16 protein-coding genes are annotated in these 18,431 nt (G+C 41.3%); 4 read left to right on the plus strand and 12 right to left on the minus strand.

What is annotated here, in order from left to right; all coding sequences use genetic code 11:
• Window positions 1-19 precede the first annotated feature (19 nt).
• The 8 genes from L990_RS08365 to L990_RS08405 all read right to left on the minus strand — a co-directional run bounded on the left by L990_RS08365 (window position 20) and on the right by L990_RS08405 (window position 11,162).
• Window positions 20-772, minus strand: a complete 753-nt coding sequence (locus tag L990_RS08365; protein ID WP_047447617.1) for a DUF3667 domain-containing protein — start codon at window positions 770-772, stop codon at window positions 20-22.
• Between the two features lie 259 nt (window positions 773-1,031).
• Complete coding sequence (locus L990_RS08370) at window positions 1,032-1,394, minus strand: hypothetical protein (RefSeq protein WP_047447619.1); 363 nt, start codon at window positions 1,392-1,394, stop codon at window positions 1,032-1,034.
• Between the two features lie 497 nt (window positions 1,395-1,891).
• A complete protein-coding gene (locus tag L990_RS08375; RefSeq protein ID WP_047447621.1) occupies window positions 1,892-2,842 on the minus strand; it encodes a DUF4407 domain-containing protein in 951 nt (316 codons plus the stop codon).
• A 9-nt stretch (window positions 2,843-2,851) separates the two neighbouring features.
• Entirely contained in the window at window positions 2,852-3,391 is a 540-nt protein-coding gene (locus L990_RS08380) for a hypothetical protein (protein ID WP_052180855.1), read from the minus strand.
• A gap of 474 nt (window positions 3,392-3,865) precedes the next feature.
• A complete protein-coding gene (locus tag L990_RS08385; RefSeq protein ID WP_047447623.1) occupies window positions 3,866-6,985 on the minus strand; it encodes an efflux RND transporter permease subunit in 3,120 nt (1,039 codons plus the stop codon).
• A 46-nt stretch (window positions 6,986-7,031) separates the two neighbouring features.
• Window positions 7,032-8,138: an efflux RND transporter periplasmic adaptor subunit gene (locus tag L990_RS08390; RefSeq protein ID WP_047447625.1), complete on the minus strand. Its 1,107-nt coding sequence runs from the start codon at window positions 8,136-8,138 to the stop codon at window positions 7,032-7,034.
• 19 nt (window positions 8,139-8,157) lie between these two features.
• Window positions 8,158-9,417, minus strand: a complete 1,260-nt coding sequence (locus L990_RS08395; protein WP_047447627.1) for a TolC family protein — start codon at window positions 9,415-9,417, stop codon at window positions 8,158-8,160.
• Between the two features lie 716 nt (window positions 9,418-10,133).
• Entirely contained in the window at window positions 10,134-11,162 is a 1,029-nt protein-coding gene (locus L990_RS08405; RefSeq protein ID WP_047447631.1) for a DUF6588 family protein, read from the minus strand.
• A gap of 140 nt (window positions 11,163-11,302) precedes the next feature.
• On the opposite strand from L990_RS08405, the gene L990_RS08410 reads away from it, so the two are divergent.
• Together L990_RS08410 and kdsA are read left to right on the plus strand one after the other, a co-directional pair.
• Window positions 11,303-12,577 carry a replication-associated recombination protein A gene (locus L990_RS08410; protein ID WP_047447633.1) on the plus strand — a complete coding sequence of 425 codons (1,275 nt, stop codon included), beginning with the start codon at window positions 11,303-11,305 and terminating at the stop codon, window positions 12,575-12,577.
• A 10-nt stretch (window positions 12,578-12,587) separates the two neighbouring features.
• Complete coding sequence (kdsA, locus tag L990_RS08415) at window positions 12,588-13,406, plus strand: 3-deoxy-8-phosphooctulonate synthase (protein WP_047447635.1); 819 nt, start codon at window positions 12,588-12,590, stop codon at window positions 13,404-13,406.
• 40 nt (window positions 13,407-13,446) lie between these two features.
• Here the strand turns inward: kdsA and L990_RS19955 are convergent, their stop codons facing one another.
• The gene (locus L990_RS19955) at window positions 13,447-13,695 is read right to left on the minus strand and encodes a hypothetical protein (RefSeq protein ID WP_156121454.1); all 249 of its coding nucleotides are present in this window, start codon (window positions 13,693-13,695) and stop codon (window positions 13,447-13,449) included.
• A gap of 249 nt (window positions 13,696-13,944) precedes the next feature.
• Between L990_RS19955 and L990_RS08420 the strand changes: the two genes are divergently transcribed.
• Window positions 13,945-14,853, plus strand: a complete 909-nt coding sequence (locus tag L990_RS08420) for a DUF6263 family protein (protein WP_156121456.1) — start codon at window positions 13,945-13,947, stop codon at window positions 14,851-14,853.
• 175 nt (window positions 14,854-15,028) lie between these two features.
• Entirely contained in the window at window positions 15,029-15,661 is a 633-nt protein-coding gene (locus tag L990_RS19200; protein ID WP_052180856.1) for a GIN domain-containing protein, read from the plus strand.
• Between the two features lie 177 nt (window positions 15,662-15,838).
• Here the strand turns inward: L990_RS19200 and L990_RS08430 are convergent, their stop codons facing one another.
• The 3 genes from L990_RS08430 to bla all read right to left on the minus strand — a co-directional run bounded on the left by L990_RS08430 (window position 15,839) and on the right by bla (window position 18,189).
• The gene (locus L990_RS08430) at window positions 15,839-16,504 is read right to left on the minus strand and encodes a hypothetical protein (protein ID WP_047447639.1); all 666 of its coding nucleotides are present in this window, start codon (window positions 16,502-16,504) and stop codon (window positions 15,839-15,841) included.
• Between the two features lie 78 nt (window positions 16,505-16,582).
• The gene (locus tag L990_RS08435) at window positions 16,583-17,056 is read right to left on the minus strand and encodes a DUF4348 domain-containing protein (protein WP_047447641.1); all 474 of its coding nucleotides are present in this window, start codon (window positions 17,054-17,056) and stop codon (window positions 16,583-16,585) included.
• Between the two features lie 398 nt (window positions 17,057-17,454).
• Complete coding sequence (gene bla, locus L990_RS08440; RefSeq protein ID WP_047447699.1) at window positions 17,455-18,189, minus strand: subclass B1 metallo-beta-lactamase; 735 nt, start codon at window positions 18,187-18,189, stop codon at window positions 17,455-17,457.
• Between the last annotated feature and the right edge of the window lie 242 nt (window positions 18,190-18,431).

Here is an 18,431-nt window from a genome sequence, read left to right on the forward strand (position 1 = left end):
TACAACAAGTAAGATCAAGCTATAAAAGCCCCAATATTGGAAGTAGAATGAGAATGAGCCCGACTACACTCATGTAGCTGATTGTAAATATAAGGTAGGTTAGCAACGTTAAGCCCACCACTTTCCCTGTTTTTAATTTGTTGAATAGCTGGTGGTAGCTCCAGATGAGTAATCCCAGATCTATAATTAGCATCCCATTTAAAAATTTGTGCAGATCGTGCGTGTTGTTTAGCATTACCTGTATAGGAATCGTTGCTAGATGTACTAGCATACGTTGGCTTGCAAAAAAGGCATTAAAAACGATGTGCTCTACAAAGTTATACCCTTGTTTGCGAAAGCACAGGTAGGATCCAAGAGCAAGAAATGGTAGCGTTGTACATGTAACTAACGCGTAATGTCCAATAATCCAAGTGTTGACGGCGCTATTCTCTGCCGCTTCCTTCGCATCTTTAACTGTGCTTGAATCTATTATGTTTATTCCAAGCGCATGGTACAGTAAACCGTACAATGCCGCAAACGTAATTAGCAGCGAAATCGGATCAAAGTGGCCAACCCTTTTCCCTGCCAGATAGTCTCGTACGCTATGGCCTGGCTTTGTTAGCAGCTGCTTGGAGGTATATAAAATTCCCTTGTGAAAGTACTTGAATAGTAATCCATGAAGATTTTGCCGGAGATATCCAGAGTTAAGTTTGTGCGTGTCGGCACTTTGTCCGCAGTTGTAGCAGTAGTTTCCCTCAAAGTGAGTTCCGCAGTTTTTACAAGTAATCTTCATAAGCTTGCAATTGGGTTAACCAGTAATTGCTACAAGTTACCTTGTTGATGATTAAAAATCAAGATCGGAGCAAAGAAATATTGGTTGATGTTTAGGGGTAAGCATATCTTGTTTTATGGGCTAAAATTCATGCGTATAATGTGATGTTGATGGTTGTCGACAAGCAAAAAAAGAGGACGGCTATTTTCGTAACCCTCCTCCTTTAGTCCTTTTAAGGTATGCCGGAATACATCCCCGAATACCTAATGCAGAGCCTTCTCTAATTTTGTTTTGTTGATGGTTTTCCTGCAGCTTTGCGCTTGATATCGCTTTTGCGGGTGCCACCAGCCATTGCATACTCGTCGCTATCCTTGCCAAACTTAGACGCAACGGCAATGAGAATCTTTTCGCTCAAGGAGTTTGCTTCATCCTCAAGATCGTTAATCTTGTGCAGCTTAACATCGAGATTTTTGAGCATAATATTATACTCTTCGAGCTCCTTGTCGTAGCTGCTGAGCTTGGTGGCAACTTCGGATACCGAAATTCCTCCACCTAGATCAAGATTCTCATCAATAGCCTTTAAACCCGACAGACGTTGGTCTAGCTTATCAAAAGCAGCAGAGCCTTTTTCTCGTCTTGCCATAGTCTTATGACTTTAGAGTTGTTAATAATTAAGTTAATTTTTAGCACTACCAGCCAATAGGTCATAATCAAATTGATTTATGAGGATATGTGGTGGCAATGCTGTGCAAAAGTTACGATCAAAGGCGTTTTCATTTCAAGACCCGATATTTGTCTTATGAGTCCTTTGCTGCTATTGCCATAGAGGATTTTTTGCGGCTACAGCAGGTTCTGCTGCCAATTTGCTATGTGCTTACGTTTTGAAAAACGATTGATTTTATGCTGTAAAACATAATGTGTCGGTGTCGTTTTTTGCTTTTTTAGGAATGGCGGGTTGTCCTTAAAAGAGGGATAGTATTATGCCATTAGGCAGGACGATTCCTGTCCGTTTTACCTTTAGACTAAGGAACGGAATATGATTTAGTAAACTTTTCATTTTTCAAAATAAGGAAAGCCGAGATTTCTCGGCTTTCTAAGCAGGCTACTTAGTACAGCCCGCAAAACTACGTATTCCGACGTTTATTCGTTTAGCTTATCTATCATCTGCATTCTTATTTGCATCTGGTGCATAATGGTACGATCGTAGTCGTTCTTGTCGTCACCAAACTTACAGTAGAGGACAAATAGCTCTATCGAGAAAAAGAAGGTGAAAATTAGCGCCCAAACCACAAATGCGATAGGACTCGACATTAGTATCTTAAATAGAATGGAGAGCTCCTCTAGGAAGGGCTTGTTATTTTTTATCTCCGTTTCTACTGTTGCCCTAATTGTAAGAAGGCTATTTTCTTTGGCCAGCTTGTTTTCGCGAAGCGTTTTGATTTGGGAATCGAGCTGTGCGAGTATCTCTATCTTCGGATTCGGCATCGACTGGCTGGTCATTGTTCGGCCTACGGTTACCATTCGTCCGTTGGTATCTGCCTTGGTTTGGGTTTGGGTATTATAGGCAGTGATGGTTGGGTTTTTGGTAATTTCAGAGATGGTCTTCATTCGCTCGCGCTCCTTACGGGCAATCGATGAATCGAGCTGCGCTACCTGATCGTTTATCTCCTTGGTTTTTATGGCCATCGCCTTATTTACCTTCTCTTGGTCGATGGTAATGCGTTCCCGCTCTATGTCGTCCTTAAACATCACCTGGTCAATAATCACCGAGCCAATAATTGCCATTACAATACCTATGATTATACGGAATCTCTTTACCGACTGGCTTTTGCCGATGGTTAATATGATTTGGCGTTCTATTTGAATTACCATCACAACCATTATTAAGGCTCCAATAACCGAGGTGAGTACGCTTCCATGCAGGTAGCGGCTGGTAAATTCATATCCAATGAAGCACCAAACCATGCTGATGATAAGCAGTGCAGATGCAAACTTCTTAACGGCTTTTGCGCTAGCCTCGCTCGAACTTTTTACAATGTTATAGTTGTATCCTGTGAGGTAGCAGCCTAACTTAATCCACCAATCTTTCATTGCTCTGGTTTAAAGGGTGATGTTCATTACTTTTGTTTGGGTTATGGCCGCCAACCCACGCATAAAGCCACGCTGGTAGGAGAGGGTTATGCGCTCGCTCATCCCGGTGTTCGAGGCGGTGTCGTGCTGAAGCTGCTTCACCTTTTCGATATGCTCAATTACCAGGTTACGCTTTATCTTTAGCTCCTCCACCAAGTCGATTAACCCAGCCCTTGTACGCGACCCAATATGAAAGTCGATCTCCTTGATTTTATCATCGTAGTACATAAAGGAGCGCTGGATAAGAATTTGCAGGTCGTACTGAAAAAGTTTGATGTTGTCTGCCTTGTAGCTCTCGTCGGGGTTGGTGAGCGCATCGTTGTAGCCTTTGGTCTCGTAGTCTGCCTGTAAAAAGGCATAAATTGCATCAATACCTAGTACAGGTACGTCGGATTGAATGGCATCCGCATCAATAGGCTGAGGAGCCATGCTGCGTTCGAGCATGGGACGGTCTGCCCCCTCAGGTTGGCTAGACTGCTCCTTTTTGCGGTTAAAGTTGAATAGACCCATTGCTGGTAAGTTTTATAATTGTATGTATTAACTAATATAGATTGCAGTAAGCTGCCTTAATAAGACGTCTATCCCACAATAATGTTGCAGTAAAAAGTGTGAAATAATTGAGAATATTTGATATTAGGCCTAGGCGATGTTAGGAGACTTCGCTTTTAGCGGGTTTTAGGATTGACTATGATTTGGCTTTTTTATAAAAGACTTGTAAGATTTCAAATATCAGGAAAATTTAGAACCGACATGTTCGGGTTTGCCCTTGGTGTCCAATTTTATCTTACTTCTAGCATGATATCTGCTCATACGGCTGATTAATATGTATTTAATTGGTGTTGTTGGGAGGTGTTGTATTTTTCTTTTGATTGCAAATGACAGGTTTTGTCTTCAATAAAATAATTAAAGATTAAATTACTCATTTATCTTCGAAAAAAACTCGCGTTGTCAATATCTAAATTGCTAACGCGAGTTTTTCAAGTTCTATTTTTTGTACTTAGCAATCCGTTCTCGATTGTGGATAAATTTATATGTCCAAGAATAAATGATAGGTAAAATAAGCAATGTTAAGATAGTTGATGTAATCAGCCCTCCAATTACAACAATTGCAAGAGGTTTCTGACTTTCAGATCCAATTCCTGTTGAAATTGCAGCAGGTAGTAGGCCAATTGCTCCCATTAAGGCCGTCATTACCACCGGACGGATGCGACTTCGAACTCCTTCTTTTACCGAATATGCTAGTCTATTACCAGCCGAAAGGTTATTTCGGAATACGCTGATAAGAATGACCCCATTTTGGATGCATACCCCAAAAAGGGCAATGAATCCAATACCTGCGCTAATACTGAAGTTTAATCCTGTTACATGTAAGGCTAAAATTCCCCCAATTAAAGCAAAAGGAACATTGAGTAGGGTTAGTATTGCATCCTTTACATTGCCAAATGTCATAAATAGAAGCAGGAAGATGGCGAGAAGACACATTGGAACGACATTGGCCAATGTTGAAGAGGCTCTTTGTTGATTTTCGAACTCGCCATTCCATGTCATTTCGTAGCCAGCAGGCAGGGTAATCGCTTTTGCAACTTTTTGTTGTGCTTCTTTTATGGTACTCCCTAGGTCTCTTTCTCTTACCGAGAACTTTACTGCGATATAACGTTTATTGTTATCTCTATAAATAAATGCAGGGCCCGTAAGGGTGTAGATTTTCGAAATCTCTTTTACGGGAACCATTGATCCATTCATTGTTGGAACCATCAGGTTTCCTATTTTTTCGTAAGTATCTCTATATGCTAAAGGATATCTAACTCTAATGTCAAATCTACGCTCTCCTTCATATAGTTGAGTGGCTGATTTGCCTCCAAGTGCAGTTTCTATTACGGAGTTGGCATCTTCTGTGTTTACTCCATACAGGGCCATTTTCTGTTGATCTAGCTCTACCCGAAATTCTGGTTGCCCTAAGTTTCGTAAGATGCCCAAATCATCGATTCCTCGAATATCCTTTATTGCATCTTTTGCTTTACGGGCTAAAGTGTCTAGCACCTTAAAGTCTGGACCATAAAGTTTAATTGCCAGGGCTCCATTTACTCCTGCTACAGCTTCTTCTACATTGTCTCTAATTGGTTGCGAGTAGTTAAATACAATTCCAGGAATGACCTTGAGCTTCTTGTCTATTTCCTGTATCAGCTGGTCTTCTGTAATGTTTCTTTTCCATTCTTCCTTGGCTTTTAGGTCTACTTGAATTTGAACATTGAAAAAACCTTTAGGATCAGTTCCGTCGTTTGTTCTGCCTATTTGGCTAAGGGTTTGCCGTACTTCAGGAAATTCGTCAAGCGTTTTTACCATCTTATCGCTAATTTGCTTAGCACTTTGTAAGCTTATACTCATGGGGAGCTCGGCCTCTACCCAAAGTGCTCCTTCATTAAGTGGCGGAATAAACTCTGTACCTAATAATTTGACTGATAAAAATGTGATAAATAGTAATCCTAAAGCAACGAAAACTGATAGCCGAGCATTTCGAGAAACCCAGTTGAATGCTCTCATAATATGTTTCTCAAAGAAGCTGACTATTGGATTGTTCTTCTCGTTAACATTTTTCTTTAACAAGACGCTGCTTAGCGCAGGAACAAATGTGAGCGTTAAAATAAGAGCACCAAGAAGAGCGAACCCTAATGTCCATGCTAGGGGAGAAAACATCTTTCCTTCTACCTTCTCAAATGCAAAAATGGGAACTAGGCAGGTTAGGATAATTATTTTACTAAAAAAGATAGCTTTCCCCATTTCGGTGCCAACATTTTTTATTAGGCCAAGTTTGGTTAGCCTATTGTAACGATCCATTCCAACCTCTTTAGCCAGCTTATCCAGAGCCACAAACATTCCCTCTACCATGACGACTGATCCATCGATAATAATTCCAAAATCGACGGCTCCCATTGACATTAAATTGGCAGACATACCTTTTGTCTTCATACAAATGAAGGCAAAAAGCAATGCAAGAGGAATAACTAAGCCAACCGTCAAGGTTGTACGCCAATCTGCCATAAAAAGGAATACAATGATGGTAACTAAAATTATTCCCTCAATTAAATTGTGGATAACGGTATGCGTTGCATAGCTCATCAGGTTAGTTCTATCGTAAAATGGAACTAGCTCGACATTCTGTGATTTAAGTTTGGTATTTAGCTCTTTAACCTTATCGTTAATACCTTTTAGAACCATAGAAGGATTCTCTCCTTTTCGCATAACAAGAATTCCTTCAACTACATCGTTTTCTTTGTCGCGCGTAACCCAGCCTAAACGGGGTAACCCAGTTTCTCGAACTTGTGCTACGTCCCTTACAAGAATGGGAACGTCGTTTTCTTTCTTAACAATGACGTTCTCGATATCGGGGATATTCTTCAGAATACCGATACCTCGCACAACATAGTATTGTCCATTTTTTTCAATTACATCTCCACCTACATTGATGTTGCTTTTCTGAACAGCTCGATAAACATCTAATGCTGTAAGCCCATATTGAGATAGCAATTCAGGATAGGTGTCTATCTCAAAGCTTTTCTCTTCGCCTCCAAAACTGTTGACTTCTGCAACGCCAGGCACCTGCCTAAATTCTCGATCCAGAAGCCAATCTTGAATTGTGGTAAGTTCTCTGATATTTGCAGTTTGGCTTCGAAGCGTGTAACGGTAAATTTCTCCTGTTGGTCCGTAAGGCGGTTGTACTTCTGGCTTTACATCATTTGGGAGGTCTACATTTGCAAGTCTGCTCATTACCTGTTGCCGAGCAAACGCATCGTCGATGCCATCGTCGAATATGATGCAGATGTATGTTAATCCAAACGTATTAATAGAACGAAGTGTCGCCTTTTTTTGTACCGAAGCAAGACCTGCCTCGAGTGGAATACTAACAAATTTTTCCATCTCTTCGGCACTGCGTCCTGGCCACTGAGCAATTATGATTATTTGCGTATTGGTAACATCTGGAAATGTTTCAATAGGAGTGTGTTGGTAGGTTATGAAGCCTATAATCGCCAGAATGCCTGTGATAAAGAAGACAAAGTAGCGGTGGTGCAACGAAAATATAATGATTCTTTTAATTAGTCCATTCATAAACATCTAGTTTAAAAGCTGTAAATCTTTCAATTGACATATATTGCTACTCAACTTTTTCTTTAATTTGGTTGTAAACAAGTAGCTGATTTTGGCAAATAACTTGTTCTCCTGCTGCGAGCCCCTCGCTGATGTAGCATTTGTCTCCAACGCTTTTTGATATCTTAATAGGTCGGATTTCATAGTGGGATCGATCTTTGAAAACGACGACAAAGGCTTCCCCGTTTTCGCTTAATACAGATGATGAATTAATCTCTAGGCCCATTTTGGACTCTTTTTTAGAAACGAAAACATCGGCATACATCCCCGGTTTCAGCAATAAGTTGGGGTTCGGAATAACAACTCGAACTTTCATAACCTTACTTACAGGGTCTAATACACTTGTTGCTTTATCTACCTTTCCTGTAAATATTTTATCTGGATAGCTTAATGTTCTGACTTTTGCATTAAATCCAATAGCAACATTGGCAATATCACGCTCAAATACGTTTGCCCAAATCCATACATTGTCAAGCGATGCTACCGTAAATAATTCGCTTCCATTATCATTACGGATAAAACTTCCCTCCGTAATGTTTTTATCGACGATATAGCCATTAAGAGGTGATTTGATTGTATAAAAACCTCCTTGTTTGGCGCTTCCTCCTCCGTTTATTGCCAGCATACCTTCCGCTTTGGAAACTAGTGCTTGCGCTTTTTGAAAATTATTTTTTGCTTCTAAGTACTCTCTTTCGCTCGAGAGTCCACTTTTATACATCGCTTCTACATTTTCGAAATTTCGTTTTGCGGTTGCACAATCTGCTTTTGCAGAAGAAAAATCGCTATATCCACCAGCAATATCTGCGCTTTTAATAGTTGCAATAGGTTGTCCTTTGGTTACTTTATCTCCGATAGAAACCTTTACCCTAATAACCTGCCCGCTATTAGCCGAGAAAACCTTAGCCATGTGATTTTCATCGCAACCAACCGTTCCTGTTAACCTTAAAGCGTCTTCTATTGGAACAAGACGGACAGTATCTAGCTTTATCATGCTCATCATGGTATCGCTGATAATATTTGGGTGGGATTCCTTTTTTTCTTCTCCATTTCTGCTAGTGCATGAAGCTGCAAATAGCACTACGAATGCTGTTATAGATAGAATTTGTGCTTTCATTGTTGATCGTTTATATAAATTATTTTACGAGTGAATATCCTACTTTGTAGTTAAGGTCTTCCTTGGCTATGAAATACTTCATCCACCTATCGTTCCATTGCAATAAGTTGTCTTTGTAGCTCTCGTATAAATCGATAAACTCCAGCAGACCCATGTTTTGTTGAAGGTATTGTTGCAATGCTGCATTTAGAATCGTTTTGTAGCTTTCCATGTAAGATGGATCACTTTTTAGAACAGATTTATGGTAAAGGGATAGTAGCTCGTAGCTTGACAGTATTTCTTGGCTAACTTTATTATACTGCTCTAAATTTTGCGTTTGAGCCATGAGCTCAGCAGCTTTTGCAGAGCGAATATTTCCTTGGTTTCTATTAAATAACGGGAGCTCAAATGATGCGGTGAGTCCTATGTAATTTTTGGTAGGTCCCCCAATTCTATCATAGTTTCCTCCGATAGTAATATCTGGGAAGGCTAGCGAACGTTGCAATCTTACATTTTGTTGGGCCAGAAGAAGGTTTGTTCGTGCCATCTTAAGATCTGGACGATTCGCGGTGGCGCTATCAATTATGGCTTGAAAAGATGGCAACTTTTCAGCTACCAATTCGCGTTGCCAATTTTGCCCTAATAGAGGCTTATAGTATTTGCCGTGCGAGCATAGAAGGGTATTTATGTTTGCCTGAAGAGCTATTTGCTGATCTTCTGCAGCGAGTCTTTGATGCTCAAGGGATTCCTGTAAGGCAACCATTCGGAGGTAGTCTTTTTCGGCAACATTCCCTTTTCTTCTTTGCTCCTTATAGGCCTTAACAACCTTTTCTATAGATGCCTCTTCCATTTGGTATAGGGGAAAGGATTGCTGTAAAAAGTAAAGTTGATAGAATAGTGTAGAAACTTGATATTTAAGAGTCCTCATTAATTCAAGGTAGGATAGCTGACTAAGATTATAACCTAGCTTTGCGCTTTCAATCAAGTTTTTTCTTTTTCCTGCAATCGAAAACAGCTGCTGAACTTGTAGCGAATATTCGGCTGTATTTCCTGATTTTAAAAATCGATGCGTTTCACCAGAGTAGAATTCTCTATTAATTCCAACTGATGGATTTGCAAAAATCTGTGCTTGCTTCACCAACGCTTCACTTATATCCATATTATAGCGTTGAGCTATTAGGCTGAGATTTTTGGATAAAAATTCAGCTTGTACTTGAGCTATAGTAATGCTCAATGTATCTTGTGCATTGGCTTTATAGCACGCAAATGCACAAAACAGTATCAGTACGATACGTCTCATAAACGTAGTTTAATAATAAGTAAAAAAAGATTTGTTAATCCTTAGATAAAAGGACTTGGAATTTCAAGTTAAGAAAAGGAAGGGGGAGGCGTTATGATATCGATGTAGCAGCCCGAAATGGCCAGCTGCTCATAGTTCGGGATGAGGGAAATATGAGCCAATAATATGTTTTCTTCGAGAGATGAATCTGTGTTAGAAAACTTTTTTAGAGAAATTAAGTGTTTGTGGGCAACTGATCGTTTGTTATTCTTTGTATGATTTTTGATAATATTCAGTTGCGCTACGAAATGCGAAGTTACACATTCTACTTTTTTTTGATGTGTATGAATTCTAAATTCATCAGAAGGGAATATGGGCATACATATGAAGCCTATAGTATAGAATACGATGGCAAGCATTAAACTTTGAAATATGTACTTTATCTTTCCCATTTGGATACCCGTAGATATATTGCAAAGGTATTATCTATAGGCTTGCAGAGAATCTTGGGATACTCGTATTAATAAACTTTAGGACTGCTGGAGTAATGTTTAAGTTGTGTGAATGGTATATCTTGAGGATTGTCTCATTTGCCATTGAGATCCCCAATATTTCAGTCGTGTTAAGTGGTTTTTAAGTTTAAAGCATATTATATTCAGGTTCTAGATTGGATAATTTCAAAAAAAATCCCCTAAAACATTTCTGCTTAAGGGGATTTCAAATATTTTGTTTGCTTACTATCTAAAGGTAAAGCCCATACCAGCGGTGTACATCGATGTGTTGGCGTAGGTGTAGTCGGCAAAAAGCATAAATACAGCCAGCTTTACCCTGAATCCTGCGTTAGCCACAAAGCCTGTAGAGGTGTAGTCTAAGTTAAAAGGGTCTTGACTATTATTAATAGCAATACCGTTGTATTGGTAGGCACCTTTTAACTTGTAGTTGCTCGAATTACTATTGTAACCTAAACCTCCATATACAGTCAAAACAGGAATTGATTTAGATACCAGCAATCGTGCAGTATATGAAGTCGCATCTGTAGACAATTCTTGATTGTTATACTTTTTATCAGCATAGCTATTGTCTTTCATATCCCAAGATAGATTGTACTTGGTCATACCAAAAAATGCTGACATGCTAAAAGGAAGCAGCTTAAATACGGGAATAAATTCCTTAAACTCATTCCTTATGCCAAATCCCCACATGCCAAATTTACCGTCATCCTTAATGTTGATTTTTGGAACAAACCTAAAGGCAACGTCTGTATGAAAAGGTAAGCCTATACCTATGTTGTAGTTTGCCATTGGGATTATCGGAAGATTTGCTCCTTGAGGTAGCTTCATTGACGATAGTACAATCTTAGTGTTAGGCTCAATAAGCTCAACGGTTGGTCCTTCAACATCTTTTCCAAGCACAGTTGGTGTAATAGGCGAATCTCCTTGCTTAATTCGAAGAACGGAGCTACCTTTTAATATCTCACCAGCATCGTATTGCTTCATGCTCGAAGAGATTGGAATAACTGTTGCCGAAAAAGTTATATCAAAACCACCCAGCTTGTGAGGTTTTGCAGAAGTATACCAACCCGTATTAAGAGTTTTTCCAAACTCCTCTCCAAAAGGTTTCATGTAGGCGTAAGCCAAAGAGTTTACTTCTTTGGACGCTTGCTGATACAATTTTAAAAGTTCGGTGATGTCTGTTTGGGCTTTGCCTGAAATACTAACCATCAGCCCTAAGGCAACCAACCAACTCGCTTTCTTAAGTATTCTCATAACTATTAATTTTTCCCACGACTAAGATAGAAATAATTATAAACATTTTAACATACAACGCATCGTTTGCACATTAATTCGGAATAATCTTTTTTAAACAAACGCCGAACTGCTATATTTACATCAAAGAATTGAAGAGCATGAGCAGTAATATTCCATTAGCAGAACGTATGCGTCCCCGCGACTTAGATGGGTACGTAGGCCAGCGTCATTTGGTTGGTCCAAAGGCAGTTTTGCGAAGGTTTATTGAGTCAAAGAATATTCCTTCTATGATATTTTGGGGACCTCCAGGGGTTGGTAAAACAACACTTGCCAACATTATTGCCAAGGAGGTGGACAGGCCTTTCTACATCCTTAGCGCGGTTAACTCGGGCGTGAAGGATGTTCGGGAGGTGATTGAGAAGGCAAAGTCGCAGCGCTTTTTCAATACGCCATCGCCTGTACTTTTTATAGATGAAATCCACCGCTTTAGCAAATCGCAGCAGGATTCGCTGCTGGGGGCCGTGGAGCAGGGGGTGGTAACCCTTATCGGTGCAACCACCGAGAATCCTTCGTTTGAGGTGATTTCTCCGCTACTTTCGCGCTGCCAAGTGTACACGCTTAAGCATCTCGACGAAAAGGATTTGGTTGGTTTGGTCGATCAGGCAATTGCGCAGGACGTGGAGCTAAAGGAAAAGCAGATAGCGGTGGAGGAGTACGATGCCCTTATCCGCTTTAGTGGAGGCGACGCCCGCAAGCTGCTCAATATACTAGAGCTGCTGGCCTCTACAGCCGACGAGGTGGTTATAACCAATAAGATGGTGGTGGATAAGCTGCAGGAGGCAACCTCCATTTACGATAAGGACGGCGAGCAGCACTACGATATTATCTCTGCTTTTATTAAGTCGATACGAGGAAGCGATCCCAACGGGGCGCTTTACTGGCTTGCCCGTATGCTCGAAGGCGGAGAGGATCCCAAGTTCATCGCACGACGATTGGTTATATCGGCAGCCGAGGATGTTGGTTTAGCCAATCCAAACGCGTTGCTCTTGGCCAATGCCACCTTCCAGTCTGTGCATGTAATTGGGATGCCAGAGGCGCGTATTGTGCTTTCGGAGGCAACGGTTTACCTTGCTACAAGCCCCAAAAGTAACGCTGCCTACACGGCCATAGACGAAGCGCTGGATTATGTTCGAAAAACAGGAAATTTACCTGTACCTTTGCACCTACGAAATGCGCCTACCAAGCTCATGAAGAACCTTGGTTACGGGAAGGATTACCTTTACCCGCATGTTTATCCGGGTAACTTTGTTCAGCAGGGCTACCTGCCTCAGGAGGCCGGCAATACCAAGTTTTATGAGCCGCAGGCCAATGCCAAGGAGAAGGAAATACGCCAGCGCATGCACATTTACTGGGGAGATAAGTACAAATATTAAACAACATACAATGCAACTGAAACTCGACAAGCTAAAACATCAGGAGAGTGGAAACTTTTTTCTACTTGCTGGACCTTGTGTAGTTGAAAGCGAAGAGCTGGCCATGGAGGTGGCAGAAAAGATGGTAGAAATTACCAATAAGCTGCAAATCCCTTACATATTTAAGGGGTCTTACCGTAAGGCTAACCGCTCTCGTTTAGACTCTTTTACAGGAATCGGTGATGTTAAGGCGCTCGAAATATTAAAGAAGATTAGCGACAGGTTTGACATCCCTGTTGTTACCGATATTCATGATAAGGAAGAGGCTGTTCTTGCTGCAAAATATGTAGATATTCTTCAGATACCAGCATTCCTTTGCCGTCAAACCGACTTGCTTATTGCTGCTGCTCAAACCGGCAAGTATGTAAACATCAAGAAGGGACAATTTTTGGCTCCAGAGGCGATGAAGTTTGCAGCCGATAAGATTAAGGAGTCGGGGAACAACAACGTGATGCTTACCGAAAGAGGATCTACCTTTGGCTACTACGATTTGGTGGTAGACTATAGAGGTATAGCCGAAATGCAAAAAACAGGAGCCCCTGTTGTGCTGGATATTACCCATTCGCTACAGCAGCCCAACCAATCGAGCGGCGTTACAGGTGGTAAGCCAGAGCTAATAGAAACGGTTGCTCGCGCTGGTATTGCTGTTGGGGTTGATGGCATCTTTATTGAAACGCACCCTAACCCAGCCGTTGCGCTGTCGGACGGAGCCAACATGCTTCGCCTTGATCTGATGGAAAACCTACTAGAACATCTGGTAGCTATCCGTCAAACCATCAATAAGTTTTAGCATATAGTAGATAAAAATAGCGTAGGCGAGCTTCTTGTTATTAGGAGGCTCGCCTATCTTTTTTGTATCTCTTCTCTATATTGTAAGTTGATCCAGCTCTGCTTCTGAGGGCAAGTCTTGCCAAAGGTTTTACTTCTTCTATATCTATTTCCATTAAAGAAAATCTAACGACTTTTCTGTTGCTTGTAGCAGCGGTTGTTGTCATGCCTGCTAAGTAAACGGAGAGGGCCCAACTGTCTGATAGAAATGTATTGTTAGTAGGTTGCTTGCCTGAAATGTTTTCAACCAATGTGGCTAGCTACCTTTTTATAAATAATAGTGTAAACTTTATTAACATTTAAAGGCTTTTTATTAAAATTGCAGTGTAACCTTTGGCTTACATACGCGTCTTAAAGGCACTAACTTAAACCAATTTTGTAGCTATTACCATATTTAGGGCGTTAAGATTTCTGCATTTCATCGATGCTGTATGCCAATTTGGGCAGCGTGCAGAGATATGTGGCATGTTTTTAAAATGAATTTTACTAAAAATAGCATCATGAAAAGAAAATTACTTGCGATTGTACTACTGGCTGCAGCCACAGGCGCTTTTGCGCAAAAACCGCTACTACTTAACCTAAAGAAAGGAGAAACCTACCTTCAGAAAACTTCCGTCGATTTGAAGATGAACCAGCAGTTTGGAGGAATGGATATGGAGGTGAGCATCACCAATGTCCAGGATCTCAACTTTAAGGTGGTGGATGTTAAAGATTCCCTTTTCTTCTTCGAAATTGCTTACACAAAGCTCAAGATGGCGGTTAACGCTCAAGGAATGAATATGGAGTATAGCTCTGATGTTAATAAGGATAAGGCTTCTGCCATACTAGCGAGTATGGTGTCTAAACCGTTTAGGGCAACCATTTCCAATAGAGGTATTGTTCATAAAATTGAGGCAGATAGCCTTATAAAGGCTGTTGTTAATGCTTCGGGAAATCCGAATGATCCTGAAACGGCAGCAATGAGCGCTCAAATTAAGAACTCCTTTGGCGAGGCTTCGTTAAAAGATAATATCGCCAGCTCGCTAGCCATGTTTACTCCAGCGAAGGTTTCGAAGGGAAGTAAATGGGAAACCAAACGTCAGCTCTCTGGGCAAATGCCTTTAATTTCGGACATTAAGTTTGAGGTGATTGATGAGACACCTACAACCTATAGTATTAAGATGAATTCGGTTGTTTCCTCACCTCTGGATGCTCCTGCAATTAGCAATGCGGGGATGGAAATGAAGTATTCTGTAAACGGTAGCGTGGAAGGAACTATCATTTTGGATAAGTCTACAGGATGGATTATCAATAACACATCAGAGCAGGCGCTCAAAGGGGTTATGGATATACTACCAGGAGCACAAATGCCAAATGGAGCACAAATTCCCATTACCATAGTTGCTAATACTGTAATTAGCAACAAGTAAATCGACCTACACGTTGCCTACTCGTAATTCCTATAGGTATAAAAGGGATTTGAAAGGGGTGATTAATGTCGTACTATATAGTTGATAAGTAAATATTCATACGATAATCTTCCTGTTGGCAAGCAACGCTGCTGGCATGATGCGGATTATCGGTAACCTGTAAAATAAAAAGCTAATGAAAACTGGTATTAAAAAATCGCTAGGGTTGGCAGCAGCTGCGCTAACGGTTATGCTTGCAGCCTCATGTACCATCTCTTCGGGTGATGGCGGTAAAAAGGTAAAGGCAGAGGGCGAAATGAAAGAAAAGTCTATTACTACGCAAGCATTTAAGGAGGTAACTGTTACTGGACAAGCAACCCTTAATGTTAGCTATGGTGATGTGCAGACAATTACCCTAAAGGCGCAAGAGAGTATTCTGGATATTATAGAGGTTAAATCGGACGGTAAGCTGCTTACCATTGGCGTAAAAGATGGCTATAGTATTTCGACAAACAAGGGAATTGTTGTAAACGTTGTTCTTCCAACACCTGTCGAAAAGTATACTGTGGCTGGAGCTGCAGAAGTAAACGTTACCGGAAAACCTCAGGAGAATCTAAACATAGAGGTGGCTGGTGCTGCCGATTTTAATGGAGGTGCCTTAGAGGTTAAGAATGTTACCGTTGCCATTGCAGGTGCCGGAGATTGTAAGGTTTGGGCTACAGATAATCTTGCAGTTAGCATTGCTGGTGCTGGCGATGTGAAATATCGAGGAAACCCAGTACTAAAAAAGGATATTGCTGGGATTGGCTCGGTAAAAGCCATAGAGTAAAACTTTATGAATTAGGATATAAAAGGATATCTACGTAGGTAGGTATCCTTTTTTGTATGCTAGAGGCAGGATGACCTTTTGCAACTTGCTGTACGTCTATTTTTATGTAAGCATTCCCTAAATGCGCTTGCTTTGAAAATGCTTTAGTACTACAGATATTCATCTTTTTTAGGCCGGTTACCTAATGAATCTTTCTATCAGTATTCTAAGTTGCTCTACAGATAGAGGTAGCATGGAGATATCTATAAGGCTATTTTCTAGTCGGTTTACGGAATGGAAGTGTAGTACATAGTAAGCCTCATTTCCGTTTCCGTGATTTTCTACGGTAAAGCCTAGGTACTCCTCCCAAACCACCTTTTGTCCATTTGCCTCAATGCCTAGCTTGTCCAACGTTAGAATAGGGGTGCCGTCCACGGCCCTACGCTTGTACACAACCCATAAAAAGGGAGCCCCTCCAAGCGTTATGACAGCTAGCATAAGTCCGGCCATCTTTATGTCGTAGGTAAGCGAAATGCTTCCATAAATGTAAAGTGCGAGTCCAATAGCTGCAGTAATGGCATAAAATCCACCAATAAGAAACCAGCTGTTTTGGCTTCTTTTTATTTCAATAGGGGAGGTTGATGTACTTGGTATTGGGTAGCGCTTTCCTTTAATAAAATTACCCCAAAGAAAGGGTGTGTTAGCATCCTGTCGAGCTAACCGTTTTCGCTCTTTAGCAACTTTCTCAGAGTCGAGCTGGTAGCTGCCGCAGGTAAACCTATCAAATTGTGCTTCATTGGTTAGAATGCAGTAGCGTCCACCGTTTTCTCTCCACTGCTGGTTGATGCAATAGGTACATTTCATTGTTTAAGCATATTTTTTATAAAAATACCCTTAATTTTAAGATGGCAAAAGGGAGAGAGAATAAAAAAAAAGACCTTTCTAGGTAGAAAGGTCGCTCCAACGTACCAGCATCCACTGGTTATTCTGCAGCTCGAATTCGAGGATAATGTTAATGCCATTGTCCACTCCTTCGTAAATCATCTTTATCCGATTCTGCTCCTTCACCATTCGTTCGGTGTAGGCGTCAAGTTCGCGCGTTGCAAACGAGGGGTCGTACCTAAAGTTGGCGTAGTGCCAATCCTCTGCCTTGATCTTCTCGGTGTTGTACCGATCGTCGTCTACATTTTCCAGAATATCCTGCGGTAAGGGAAAATCGACTCTCGACTTTTGAAAAACAGAGTCTTCTCTAAACCTTTTTAAAAACTCGCTAAAGTTTTCAGGACCACTCTTCTTAAGGGCGGCCACCCCATCTACCGAAGCGCCATTACTTTCTCCGCTACTCTTAGAGCCGCAGCCCCAGGCAACTGAGATAGCAAGTGCTAATCCAATAGCATGAAATAAAATTCGTTTCATTATAAAATTAAAAGACAGCGACGCAGGCTATAAAGGTTTTCTGCAGCTAATGCCGTCAATTCAGCGATTATAGCGGGTAGTGTGCGGCTTAACTTATCATACCGCTGCCTCGATGCTCCTTGATTCTGACCTTCTATACTCTTGTTGCCAAGGTATGTGGACAATATCTTTTAGGATATAGAGGTTCGCTGGCGCTGATGGCTATATGCTTTTATCTACCTGTTGTAATGGGCTGAAGGTTACCTTTATTAGCAGTAGCGTTGCTCTTTATTGTCGGGGAATAAAACCTCCTCGAATGGGTTAATGGCTTACTAAAACCAATGAATAGGCCGAAATTAGGTAATTGTTGGTAGCAATCCGAACTAAAAAATGCAAAGATTAAAGCTAACAAGCCAAAATTACTGCTGCTGCTTTTTTGCTAGCTTAAGGGTGTGCTCGAGCTGCTCCATTCCTCCCCAGCTGCCATGTCCCGATATTACCAGCTTGGCCGAGGGGAACTTGGCCATCACCTTTTGGATAGTTTTGGGGTAGGCCTTAAGGTCGCCATCGGCCGTATTGCCGAGGTTTGAGGAGCCAACGCCCTTTACCATACAACCTGCAAAGAGCACCCTTTCGCTGGGCATCCAAATCACAATGTTGTCGGTGGAGTGCGCTGCGCCAAGGTAGTAGCACATCACCCTCTTATTGCCCAGCTGCAGCTGTAGCGAATCTTTGAAGCCATGTACCGGGAATGGCTTTTGGTGCTTCTTTGCCAGCTCGATGGTCATTTGGTTGGCATACGAGGGAACCTTAATGCTCTTGAGGTAGCTTAGCCCTGCTAGACAGTCTTCGTGCCAATGGTTGGGGACAAAGCCAACCAGCTTTAGGTGCATAACCTTTTGTAGGTACTCCACCAGCATCACTGTTTGCGGTTGAGTCCATGGCGTATCAAACAGAAGCGCCTCGTTGCCGTTTACGTACACAACCCCGTTGGCGGGAATCAAGCCGCCGAACTCAGGAATGTTGAAGGTGGATACATGCACGTATACGTTGTCCATAACCTTTACCAGCTGCAGATCATCTGCAATACGTATGGTATCGGTACTCTTTTGCGCCATGCTGATAACGCAGGATAGAAGTAGTACCTGTACCATAAAAAGCTTTTTTACCATGAGCTTGATTTTATCCTTTTTACAAAGTAAGCAAACGATCTAATAGGTTGTAGCCACACTTCTTGGCTTATTGGTACATTTTAATAGATAAAAACGTTGAAAGCTATCCGTAGGCTTAGAGTATGGCCGGTTGACGCTGTAACTAAAAAAACAGCTGAGAGTCGATAATCAGCATCGTTCTCTCAGCTTGTAGTTAACCAAAACGTTTACTTTTTTTTCCCTTT

This window comes from Alistipes sp. ZOR0009, assembly GCF_000798815.1.
In the GTDB taxonomy this organism is placed as follows: Bacteria; Bacteroidota; Bacteroidia; order Bacteroidales; family ZOR0009; genus Acetobacteroides.

Excerpts from the sequence above, each read along its gene's own strand:
- L990_RS08405 (WP_047447631.1), bottom strand. The coding sequence starts at position 11,162 with ATGAGAATACTTAAGAAAGCGAGTTGGTTGGTTGCCTTAGGGCTGATG.
- bla (WP_047447699.1), bottom strand. The coding sequence starts at position 18,189 with ATGGTACAGGTACTACTTCTATCCTGCGTTATCAGCATGGCGCAAAAG.
- L990_RS08410 (WP_047447633.1), top strand. The coding sequence starts at position 11,303 with ATGAGCAGTAATATTCCATTAGCAGAACGTATGCGTCCCCGCGACTTA.
- L990_RS08435 (WP_047447641.1), bottom strand. The coding sequence starts at position 17,056 with ATGAAACGAATTTTATTTCATGCTATTGGATTAGCACTTGCTATCTCA.
- L990_RS08370 (WP_047447619.1), bottom strand. The coding sequence starts at position 1,394 with ATGGCAAGACGAGAAAAAGGCTCTGCTGCTTTTGATAAGCTAGACCAA.
- L990_RS08385 (WP_047447623.1), bottom strand. The coding sequence starts at position 6,985 with ATGAATGGACTAATTAAAAGAATCATTATATTTTCGTTGCACCACCGC.
- L990_RS08395 (WP_047447627.1), bottom strand. The coding sequence starts at position 9,417 with ATGAGACGTATCGTACTGATACTGTTTTGTGCATTTGCGTGCTATAAA.
- kdsA (WP_047447635.1), top strand. The coding sequence starts at position 12,588 with ATGCAACTGAAACTCGACAAGCTAAAACATCAGGAGAGTGGAAACTTT.
- L990_RS08380 (WP_052180855.1), bottom strand. The coding sequence starts at position 3,391 with ATGGGTCTATTCAACTTTAACCGCAAAAAGGAGCAGTCTAGCCAACCT.
- L990_RS08390 (WP_047447625.1), bottom strand. The coding sequence starts at position 8,138 with ATGAAAGCACAAATTCTATCTATAACAGCATTCGTAGTGCTATTTGCA.
- L990_RS08365 (WP_047447617.1), bottom strand. The coding sequence starts at position 772 with ATGAAGATTACTTGTAAAAACTGCGGAACTCACTTTGAGGGAAACTAC.
- L990_RS08430 (WP_047447639.1), bottom strand. The coding sequence starts at position 16,504 with ATGAAATGTACCTATTGCATCAACCAGCAGTGGAGAGAAAACGGTGGA.
- L990_RS08420 (WP_156121456.1), top strand. The coding sequence starts at position 13,945 with ATGAAAAGAAAATTACTTGCGATTGTACTACTGGCTGCAGCCACAGGC.
- L990_RS08375 (WP_047447621.1), bottom strand. The coding sequence starts at position 2,842 with ATGAAAGATTGGTGGATTAAGTTAGGCTGCTACCTCACAGGATACAAC.
- L990_RS19200 (WP_052180856.1), top strand. The coding sequence starts at position 15,029 with ATGAAAACTGGTATTAAAAAATCGCTAGGGTTGGCAGCAGCTGCGCTA.